General features: G+C 70.2%; 1 protein-coding gene. It reads right to left on the bottom strand.

The window, feature by feature from the left end; all coding sequences use genetic code 11:
• Positions 1-11,436, bottom strand: an 11,436-nt coding sequence (locus tag NBRGI_RS11805; protein ID WP_148310783.1) for a non-ribosomal peptide synthetase, incomplete at both ends; no start/stop codon positions are given.

The following is an 11,436-nucleotide window of genomic DNA, read 5'->3' as shown; positions in this document are numbered from 1 at the left end:
AGATCCCGAATCCGATCCACCGTCGCCGCCCGCCACTCCCGCATCTGCGCCAACGGAATCGGCGCACCGGTGTAACTGCTGTTCCAACCACCGAAGTCCGAGGCCAGTTCGTCCGCGCGGGCGGGTTCGTCGCCGGATACCACCGTTTCCGCGCCGCCGGTCACCCCGGAGTACAGATCGTCGTAGACCCGGCGCCACTGCCCGACCAGTTCGTCCTCACCGACCACCGGCCCGGCCTTGTCCGCGACCACGTAGCCCACCAGCTGTTTGCCGCCGAGGCCGGTCTCGCGGGCCAGCACCGCCGCCTGCGCCACCGAGGGATGTTGCGCGAGTACGGCTTCCACCTCCCCCGGCTCGACGCGGAAGCCGCGGATCTTGACTTGATCGTCGGCGCGGCCGGCGAACTCCAGTACCCCGGCGGCGGTCCACCGCACCACGTCCCCCGTGCGATAGAGCCGCCCACCGGCCGGATCGAACGGGTCGGCCACGAACCGCGCCGCGGTCAGATCCGAGCGCCCGAGATAGCCGCGGGCCAATTGCGCACCGGCGACGTACAACTCACCGGCCACCCCCACCGGCACCGGCGACAACCACGAATCCAGCACGTATACGCGGGTATTGGCGACCGGGGCACCGATCGGCACCGTCACGCCGGATATCGCGCCGGGCACGACGTAGGACGTCACATCCACGGTCGCCTCGGTCGGACCGTAGAGGTTGTCGATACGGGAGATGCCGCAGTCGCTCCGTAACGCCTCGACCAGTCCGGCGGAAAGACTGTCGGCGCCGGTGTTCACCTGCCGCAGGCTCTGGAAGGGCTTGCCAGGCACCGACTCCGCGTATTCGGCCAACGCCGACAGCAACGGTGGCGTCGCGAACATCTTCGTCACCGCGCACGTCTGGACCAGTCGCGTGATCTCGGCCGGATCCGAGCGCTGTGCGCTCGCCACCACGAGTGCCGCGCCCCCGCACAGCGCGGGCCAGATCTCGTACGTCGACGCGTCGAACGCGATCGAGGAATGCACCAGCACCCGATCGGCGAGGCCCGTCGACCACGCCTGCGCCACCAGGTTCACCACGTTCCGATGCGTGATGCCTACGCCTTTCGGCACACCGGTCGAACCGGAGGTATAGATGACATACGCCAGATTCTGCGGCCGCGGTGCGGCGATCCGGTCCGTGTGATCTGCCCCGGCTGCGGTGACCGTATCGAGTTCCACCCGCGGCGTCGTCGTCTGCGGCAGCACCGCGGCGGTGGCCGAGTCGGTCAGCACGACCACCGGAGCCGCGTCGGCGAAAATGAAAGCCAGCCGATCCGCGGGGTAGCCCGGATCGATCGGCAGATAGCCGCCCCCGGCCTGCACCACCGCCAGCAGTGCGACGATCAGGTCCGTAGAGCGCGGCAGGGCCACCGCGACGACACTGTCGGGGCCTACACCGTGCGAAGACAGCACGCGCGCGAGATGATTCGCGCGAACATCGAGTTCGCGGTACGAAAGCTCGGTGCCCGCGGTGATGACAGCGACCGCGTCCGGCGTCGCCTCGACCCGGCGTCGGAACAGTTCGGCCAGGGTCAGATCCGGCTCGAGTGCGACCGCGGTGTCGTTCCACGCGTGCACGACCAGGGCGCGCTCCTCGTCGCCGAGGACGTCGATCGAGCCGACCGGCGCACCCGGGTTCGCCACCACCTGCCGCAGGACCCGGACGAATCGCGCCGCGATGGCCTCGACCGTGGCGTGGTCGAACAGATCGGTGGCGTACTCGATGAACGCGCCCCACGGCTGCCCGGACGGTGTGTCGGCGATGTTGAAGAACAGGTCGAATCGCGCTGTCGCCGTGAACGCGTTGTACGGCTCGAACTCGACTCCGGCGAACGCCAGCGTGGGCAGGGCGTTGTTCTGGAACGCCAGCGACACCTGGAACAGCGGATGCTGCGCCGCCGAGCGCACCGGGTTGAGCATTTCCACCAGCAGTTCGAACGGCGCGTCCTGATTCTCGTACGCGGCAAGCGCTTTCGCCCGGATGGCGCCGACGAGTTCGGTGAACGAGGCCGCCGGCGCGACCCGTGCGCGCAACACCCAGGTGTTGACGAAGAATCCGATCAGGTCGGTCAGGGCCGCGTCGGTGCGGCCCGCGATCGGCGCGCCGATCGGAATATCCTCGCCCGCACCGAGTTCGAACAGCAGCACGGCCAGGGCCGACTGCAACACCATGGACACCGTCGCGCCCTCGCGCGCGGCCAGCCGCTGCACACCCGACCGGATCTCGGCGTCGATCTCGAAGACGACCAAATCGCCGCGATAGCTCGCGACCCGGGGCCGCGGACGGTCGGTGGGCAATCGCAATTGTTCGGGCAGACCGTCGAGTTCGGCTCGCCAGTAGTCGAACTGCCGCGCCAGCGCGCTGTCCGGATCGGTCGGGGCACCGAGCAGGTCCTTCTGCCACAGCGTGTAATCCACGTACTGCACCGGGAGCGGCTCCCAGCCGGGCACCCGGCCGTCCACCCTGGCCATGTAGGCGGTGGCCAGGTCACGCAGCAGCGGCGTCATCGACCAGCCGTCACCGGCGATGTGATGGATCAGCAGCACGAGCACGTATTCGCCCGCCCCCGCATGCAATACGGTGACCCGGATCGGGATCTGCGCCGACAGGTCGAACCCGAATCGCACGGCCGCGGTCACCGCCGCGTCCACCTCGTCCGGGGGCACGTCCGTCAGCTGCACCGGCACCTCGACCTCGTCCGCGGCCAGCACCCGCTGACCGGGCACCCCGTCGGTCTCGACGAAGACCGTGCGCAGCGTCTCGTGCCTGGCCACGACGTCACCGATCGCGGCGGTGAGCGCGGCGACGTCCACGCCGCGCACTCGGACGGCCAGGGGAATGTTGTAGGTAGCGGACGGGCCTTCCAGGCGATGGATGAACCACAGCCGCCGCTGCGCGAACGACAGCGGCACCACGTCCGGTCGAGGGCCTGCCGTCAACGCGGGCCGGACGCGGGCCGCCGGGTCGAGCCGGTCCGCCAGTCGCGCCACGGTCGGCGCGTCGAAGACCGCCCGGATCGGCACCTCCACCCCGAGTTCCACCCGGATCCGGCTGATCAGGCGGGTGGCGAGCAACGAGTGACCGCCCAGCTCGAAGAAGTTGTCGTCCAGGCCGATCCGGTCGCACCCGAGCACTTCGCCGAACAGCTCGCACAGCACGCGTTCGCGCTCGGCGCCCGGAGCCCGATACGGCATGGCGGACAACAGTTCCGGGACCGGCAGGGCGGCTCGGTCGAGTTTGCCGTTGGCGGTCAACGGCACCCGGTCGAGCACCAGCACCGCCGCGGGCACCATGTATTCGGGCAGGCGGCCCGCCACGAATTCGCGCAGCTGCGCGCCGTCGAGCCGATCCGCCGGGTCGGCGGCGACCGCGTACCCGATCAGCTGCTTGCCCCCGATTCCGGTGTCCCGCGCGATAACCACGGCGCGCGACACCGAAGGATGCTGCGCCAGCGCGGTTGCCACCTCGCCCGGCTCGACCCGGAAGCCACGGACCTTCACCTGATCGTCGACCCGGCCGACGTACTCCAGTTCTCCGGTGCTGTTCCAGCGCACCACGTCCCCGGTGCGGTACAGCCGCCCGCCCGCCGGATCGAACGGATCCGCGACGAAGTGTGCGGCGGTCGCGCCGGGCCTGCCGTGATAGCCGCGGCCGAGTTGATCGCCTGCCACATACAGCTCTCCGGTCACTCCGATCGGCACCGGTCGCAACCACGGATCGAGCACGAAGGCACGCATATTGGCCAGTGCGGCACCGATCGGCACCGCGGCGTCCACGCCGCCGCCCGCGCTCTCGAAGCCGCGACAGGTCGCGAAGGTCGTCGTCTCGGTCGGCCCGTATACGTTCACGACCCGAGTCTCGGGACATACGCGCAGGGCCTGGGCGAGCACCCGCGGCGGCAGTTCTTCGCCGCCCGCCCACACCTGCCGGAGCGCACCGAGCGCCTCGGGGCAGTGGTCGATGAACAGCTCGAACAACCGCGTGGTGATGAAGGCCGCGGTCACGCGGTGCGCCAGCATCACCCGGCCCAGCGCCGCGATATCGGTGCGCTCCGGCGGCGCGACAACAACCCGGCCGCCGCCGAGCAGCGGCACCCAGATCTCGTACGTCGACGCGTCGAAGGCGACCGAGGAATGCAACAGGACGGCCTCGTGCGCGCCGCCCTGCCACACGGGTTGGGCGGCGAAGGACACCACGTTGCGATGGGTGATGGCAACGCCTTTGGGCACGCCGGTCGAGCCGGACGTGTAGATCACATAGGCCAGATTGTCCGGCCGCACCGTGGCGGACAGGACGCTGCCGTCGAGATGCTGCGCGGTGTCCAGCGTGTCGAGGTAGAGGCGGGGAGCCTCGCTGTGCGGCAGGGCCGCCGCGGTCGCGTGATCGGTGACGAGCACCGTCGGCCCGGCATCGGCGAGGATGAACGCCAGCCGATCCGAGGGGTACGCCGGATCGATCGGCAGGTATCCGCCACCGGCTTTCAGCACCGCCAGCAGCGCGACGAGCAGTTCGGCCGAGCGTGGCAACGCCACCGCCACGACGGAATCGGGACACACTCCCGTCGAAACCAGGACGCGGGCAAGGCGTTCCGACCGCAGATCGAGATCTCGATAGCTCAGCTCGGTATCCGCGCAGACGACCGCGACCGCGTCCGGGGTCGCGGCGACCCAGGCCCGGAACTGCTCCCCGATCGTGCGCTGCGGTACCGCCGCGACCGCACTGTTCCAGCGGTGCAGCACCGATTCCCGTTCCTCGGCGCCCAGCAGATCGATGGCCACCACCGGCGCCGCCGGCTCGCGCACGATCTGTTCGAAGATCCGCACCAACCGCGCGGCCAGCGCCTCGACCTCGGATCGGCCGAAGGCATCGGTCCGGTATTCGAGATGCAGGTCGAGCACCGGGCCGCCGTTGACGATGAACGTCAGCGGATAGTGCGAGGGCGAATACGGGTGCAGGTCCGCGATGGTGATACCGCTCGTGCCCGCCGCCGCGCCGATGCCGCTCTGGTCGACCGGATAGGACTCGAAGCCGATCAGCGTGTCGAACAAGACGTTGAGACCGGTCACCTGATGGATCTCGATTAGCCCGAGGTGGTGATGGTCGAGCAGGGCGACCTGACGGGCCTGCAGGCCCGTCAGCAGGTCGGCGATCGTATCGCGCGCGCCGAACCGTACCCGCACCGCGACGGTGTTGATGAACAGGCCGACCATCGCGTCCACGCCGGGAATCGCGGGAGGCCGACCGGAGACGGTCGCACCGGTGAGCACATCGCGGCGTCCGGTCGTCGCGGCGAGCAACATCCCCCACCCCGCCTGCACGACAGTGTTCAGAGTGACGCCGAGTTCGGTGGCGCGCCGGTGCAACCCGGCCGCCGTCGCCGCGGACAGCGGTATGGCGACCTGCGCCACCCCATCGGCCGCACCAACGTCGTTGCCTGCGAGCAGGGTTGGTTCGGTGACCCCGTCGAGTTCCTCCGCCCAGGCTTGCCGGGCGGCGCGGGAGTCCCTGCGGTGCCACCACTTCAGGAACTCTTTGTATGCGGGCGGCTGCGGCAGCGCTGCCTGGTCGCCGCCGCAACCGTAGAGGTGCAACAGGTCTCGCAGCAGCAGCGGCAGCGACCAGCCGTCCAGCAGCACGTGATGGGCGGTCAGGATCAGCTCGCAACGGTCGTCGGCCACCGGGACCAGCGTCAACCGCAGCAGCGGCGGCTGCGTCACGTCGAAGTGGGTGCGCCGGTCCTCGTCCAGCAATCGGTCCAGCGCCGCACCCCGCGCGGACGCCGCGGCGTTACGCAGATCCACTACCCGCCAGGGCAATTCGACACCGTCGAGGACCGCCTGCACGGAATCGCCGTGCCCGTCCGGCACGAAGCCCACCCGCAGGTTCGGGTAGCGATCGAGCAGACCCTGTCCGGCGGCTCGCATCCGTTCCGGGTCGACCGCTCCGGCCAGACCGAAGACGACCTGCATGTGATAGGCGTCGAAGCCCGCGCCCGCCAGCACCTGATGGAACAGCAGCCCCGACTGCATCGAGGTCAACGGCCAGACGTCGACCAGGCGCGGATATCTCGCCTCCAAAGCTTCGATCTCGTGCTGCGCCAACGTCACCAGCGGCAGATCCGACGGCGTCAGTCCGCCGGCGCCGAAATCCGCGTGCCGGGCCAGGCCGGTGGCCGCGTCCCGCCACAATTGCGACAGTTCCCGGATCTCGTGCTCCGGCAGTACGCCTGCGGGCGCGGCGAACACCGCTTGCAGCACCGGACCCGCGGCCGTGTCGATCACCATCGCGTTCACGTCCAGCACGGCGATCGCCGGACGCTCGGACATCGCCGGGTCCAGTGGCGTGATCAGTTGCTCGCCGTCGACCGCGGGCGTCCAGCCCGCGCCGCGCAAGCGCGCGGGCAGCAGATCGGCCGAGGTGAACCGCCCGAGATAGTTGAAGCCGAGCTGACCGGCCGAGAAGGCTTGCAGCACAGCCGCGGTCTCGGGATTGAGGTAGCGCAGCATGCCGTACCCGAGCCCTTTGCCCGGAACCGCGCGCAGCTGTTCCTTCACGGACTTGAACAACGCGCCCGCCGCCGGCCCCCCGGCGCAGAGCTGGTCCCATGCGTCGGCGTCGACGCGCAACCGCACCGGGAACATGCTCGTGAACCAGCCGACGGTACGCGACAGATCGGCACCCGCGACGGTGTCTTCTTGGCGCCCATGCCCTTCCAGCCGGATCAGCACCGAGTCCGCGTCGGCGCCCCGGCGGGCCCGCCAGCGGGTCACCGCCGCGGCCAACGCCGCGAGCAATCCGTCCTCCACGCCCCCGTGGAACACCGCGGGCAACGCGGTCAACAGGGTCTCGGTGACCTGCACCGGCATTCGCACCTCGACGTGCTCGACGGTGGACATCACATCGATCAGCGGGTCCAGCGCTCGGCTGCCCAGTGCCGGGTCGGGACCGTCGAGTACCGAACGCCACCAGGACAGTTCGGCCACGTGCTCCGGCCGGGTCGCCGCCGCGGCGAGACCGTGCGCCCACCGCCGCATCGAGGTGCCGACGCCGGGCAGTACCGACGCGCCGCCGGCGGTCACTTCCTGCCACGCGGTGGCCAAGTCGGGCAGCAGGATTCGCCACGACACCCCGTCGACCACCAGGTGGTGCGCGACGAAGGAGAGCAGACCGGGACGGTCCGGACCGTGGTCGAACCAGACGAATTGCACCATCACGCCCGCCGCGGGCGCCATCCGGCCGACGGCCGCCGCCACCTGCGCGACGATCACTTCGGCTCGGTCCGCCGGATGCGCCGCGAAGGCCGCCGTTTCGACGCGGTGCAGCACGCCGTCCACGTCGACGGTGCCCGGTGGCGCGACCTCGAGTCCCGCACCGCGCTCGTCGTCGACCAGCCGCGCCCGCAACACATCGTGGCGATCCAGCACCGCGGTCAAGGTCGCGACCAAGCCCGCCCGGTCGATCCCCACCGGCAGCTCGAGCAACAGCGACTGCGTGAAACTGTCGAACCCGGCGCCCAATTCGCGGACGAAGCGCGCCACCGGCAGCAGCGGCATCCACCCCATACCGCCACCGGGCAACTCCGCCAGCACAGGGGCGGCCACGTCACGCGTGCGCGCCACCGTGGCCAGCGCCGCGGCCGTCCGATGTTCGAACACCTCGCGCGGGCTGATCTCCACGCCCAGTTCCCGTGCCCGTGAGACGACTTGAATCGACCGGATACTGTCGCCGCCCAGCTCGAAGAAGTTGTCGTCGACCCCGACCCGGTCGAGTCCGAGCACCTCGGCGAACACCTCGGCCAGCAGCTGTTCCTGACTGGTACGCGGCGCCCGGTACGCCGCCGAGGAACTCAGCTCCGGCTCCGGCAGCGCCCGGCGATCCACCTTCCCGCTCGCGGTCAGCGGCATCGACTCGAGCACCAGCACCGCCGCCGGCACCATGTAGTCCGGCAGCCGCTCAGCGGCGAACCGACGGACCTCACCTCCGTCGAGTTCACCTGCGCTCGTATCGATTCGGTCCGCGACCACGTATCCGATCAGCTGCTTGCCGCCGCGATCGACGGCCCGGGCCTGGACGACCGCCTGGGCGACGAACGGGTGTTGCGCGAGAACGGTTTCCACCTCGCCCGGCTCGACGCGGAAACCCCGGATCTTGACCTGATCGTCGACCCGGCCCGCGAACTCCAGCTGCCCGGCCTCGTTCCAGCGCACCAGATCACCGGTGCGATACAACCGTCCGCCCGCCGGGCCGAACGGATCCGCCACGAACCGTTGCGCGGTCAACCCCGCTCGGCCCCGATAGCCGCGGGCCAGTTGGGCACCGGACACGTACAACTCGCCCGCGGTATTGATCGGAACCGGCGTCAACCACGGATCGAGCACGTATACCCGGGTATTGGCGACCGGCGCGCCGATCGGCACCGCCGCGCCCTCGATCCGGCCGGGCACGACGAACGAGGTCACGTCCACGGTCGCCTCGGTGGGACCATAGAGGTTGTCGACGCGCAGGCCCGCGCAACCGGCGCGCAGGCTGTGCACCAGCGCCGAGCTCACCGTGTCGGCGCCGGTGTTCACCTGGATCAGGCTGCGCAACGGCTTGCCGGGCAACGACTTCGCGTAGTCGGCCAAGGCGGACAGCAGGGGCGGCGTGGCGAACATCTTGGTCACCGACCGGTCCTGCACCACCTGCGTGATCTCCGCCGGGTCCGACCGCTCCCCGGTGGCGAGCACCAACGTCGCTCCCCCGCACAGCGCGGGCCAGATCTCGTAGGTGGACGCGTCGAACGCGATCGACGAGTGCACCAGGACCCGCTCCCCCGGCCCCGCGAACCAGGCCTGGGCGACCAGGTGCGCCACGTTGCCATGGGTGACGGCAACGCCTTTCGGCACACCGGTCGAGCCCGACGTATAGATCACGTACGCGAGATGCTGCGGCGTCACCGCCCGAGCCGAACCGGTTCGTCCCGTCCCGCGCGTGGTCGTCGCGGGAGCGTCGAGTTGCAGCCGTGGCGTCGAGGTCTCGGGCAGGTCTGCTCCGGTTACCGAATCCGTCACCAGGACAACCGGATCCGCGTCGGCCAGGACGAACGCGGAGCGTTCCGACGGATACGCCGGATCGATGGGCAGGTAGCCGCCGCCTGCCCGCAAGACGCCCAGCAGTGTGACGATCAGGTCCACAGAGCGCGGGAGCGCCACCGCCACGACATCATCGGGGCCGACACCCTGTGCGACCAGCAGCGCGGCCAAGCGAGTGGCCCGCGCGGCCAGCTCCCGGTAGGACACCTCCACCTCGCCGCAGCTCACCGCGACAGCGTCCGGTGTGCGCGCGACCTGCGCCTCGAACAGCTCCGGCAGGGTGCTGCCGGACACCTCGAGCGTGGTGTCGTTCCAGTGGCGCAGCACCAGCTCACGTTCGTCGGCACCGAGCAGATCGATCGAGGCTACGGGCACACTCGCATCCGACATCACCTGCCGCACTATGCGCGCCAGCTGTCGGGCCATCGCCTCGACGGCAGGCCGGCGGAACAGGTCCGTGCGGTATTCCAGGCGCAGTTGCAGTGCCGGGGCCGCGCCCGCGACGAGGGTCAGCGGATAGTGGGTCGGCGCGTCGGCGCGCAACCCGATGATGGCCAGGCCGCTGCTGTCGGCCGCCGCGCCGATACCGGTGTAGTCGACCGGATAGGACTCGAACCCGATCAGGCTGTCGAACAAGACATTCAGGCCCACGGCGCGGTGGATATCGGCCAAACCGACGTGCTGCTGGTCCAGCAGCGCGACCTGGCGCGCCTGCACGTCGGCCAGCAGGTCCGCGAGGCTGTCGCGCGGACCGAACCGCACCCGCACCGGAACGGTGTTGATGAAAAGGCCGACCATCGAGTCCACGTCCGGGATCTCCGGCGGGCGCCCCGACACCGTGGCACCCGTGACCACATCGTCGCGTCCGGTGGTCTTGGCGAGCAGGACGCCCCACGCGGTCTGCACGACGGTGTTCACGGTGACGGCCAGTTCCTTCGCGCGCCGCGGCAGCGCGGCCGCCGTCGCCGCGTCCAGCGGCACCGCGACCTGCTCGACCTCGGCCGCGCCCACGTCGCCGCCCGGCCCGGCGAGCAGGGTCGGTGCCGCGAGCCCGGCCAGCTCGTCGGCCCAGGCCTGCACGCCCGCGTGCCCGTCACGCTGCGCCAGCCAGGTCAGGAAGCGCCGATAGTCCGGTGCTTGCGGCAATGCATCGGCTGCACCGTCGCTCCCGTAGAGGTGCAACAGGTCCCGGATCAGCAACGGCAGCGACCAGCCGTCCAGCAGCACGTGGTGGGTGCTGAACAACAACTCGGCGCGCTCGTCGGTCAACTGCACGAGCGTCAATCGCAGCAACGGTGGCCGCGCCATGTCGAAATGCGCGTTCCGGTCCGCGATCAGCAGTCGCTGCAAGGTGGCAGCGCGCGCACTGTCGTCGAGCTCCCGCAGATCGACGGCGCGCCAGGGCAACTCGACCGCATCGATGATGACCTGCACCGGCTCGCGGCGCACGCCTTCGACGTATCCCGCCCGCAGGTTCGGATGACGATCCAGCAGCGCGCGACCGGCCGCCCGCATCCTGGCCGGATCCACCTGCCCGGCCAGTTCGAACACCACCTGCATGTGATAGGCGTCGAACCCCCCATCGGCCAGCGCCCGATGGAAAAGCAGCCCCGACTGCATCGACGTCGTCGGCCACACATCCACCAGGTGCGGGTACTGCGCCTCCAGGACTTCGATCTCGGTTTGGTCCAGCGCCACCAGCGGCAGGTCGGACGGCGTCAGCCCGCCCGCGTCCGGTCCGGTGGCACACCGCGCCAGACCGACGGCCGCGCGCCGCCACAGCTCGGCCAGCTCCGCGGTCTCCTGCCGCCGCAGCACCCCGGTGGGAGCCGCGAACACCGCTTGCAGGACAGGGCCTTCGGGGGCGTCGACGACCACGGTGGTGACATCGAGCGCCGCGAGCGCGGGCGTCGCCGGATGCGGAGCCGCCGCGGCTGCGGCGCTGTCCTGCGCCGGCGTCCAACCCGCACCGTGCCGACGGTCCGGCAACAGATCCCCGGCTGCCAACCGGCCCAGATAGTTGAACCCGATCTGCCCGGTCGAATACTGCCGCAGCACTGCGGCGCTCGCCGGATCGAGGTAGCGCAGCAATCCGAATCCGATGCCCTTGTCCGGAACCGCGCGCAGCTGCTCCTTCACCGCTTTCACCACCGCACCCGCGGTCGGGCCGCCCGCGCAGAGCTGATCCCACTCGCTCACCCGGGCGCGCAATCGAACCGGGAACACGCTCGTGAACCAACCGACGGTACTGGACAGTTCGGCGCCCGGCACGGCGTCTTCCTCGCGGCCATGGCCTTCCAGCCGCAGCAGCACCGAATCGTCG

It is taken from the genome of Nocardia brasiliensis IFM 10847, assembly GCF_000710915.1.
Taxonomy (GTDB): Bacteria; Actinomycetota; Actinomycetes; order Mycobacteriales; family Mycobacteriaceae; genus Nocardia; species Nocardia brasiliensis_A.
Note: the sequence above shows the minus strand (reverse complement) of the source record. Positions and strands in the feature narration are given on the sequence as shown.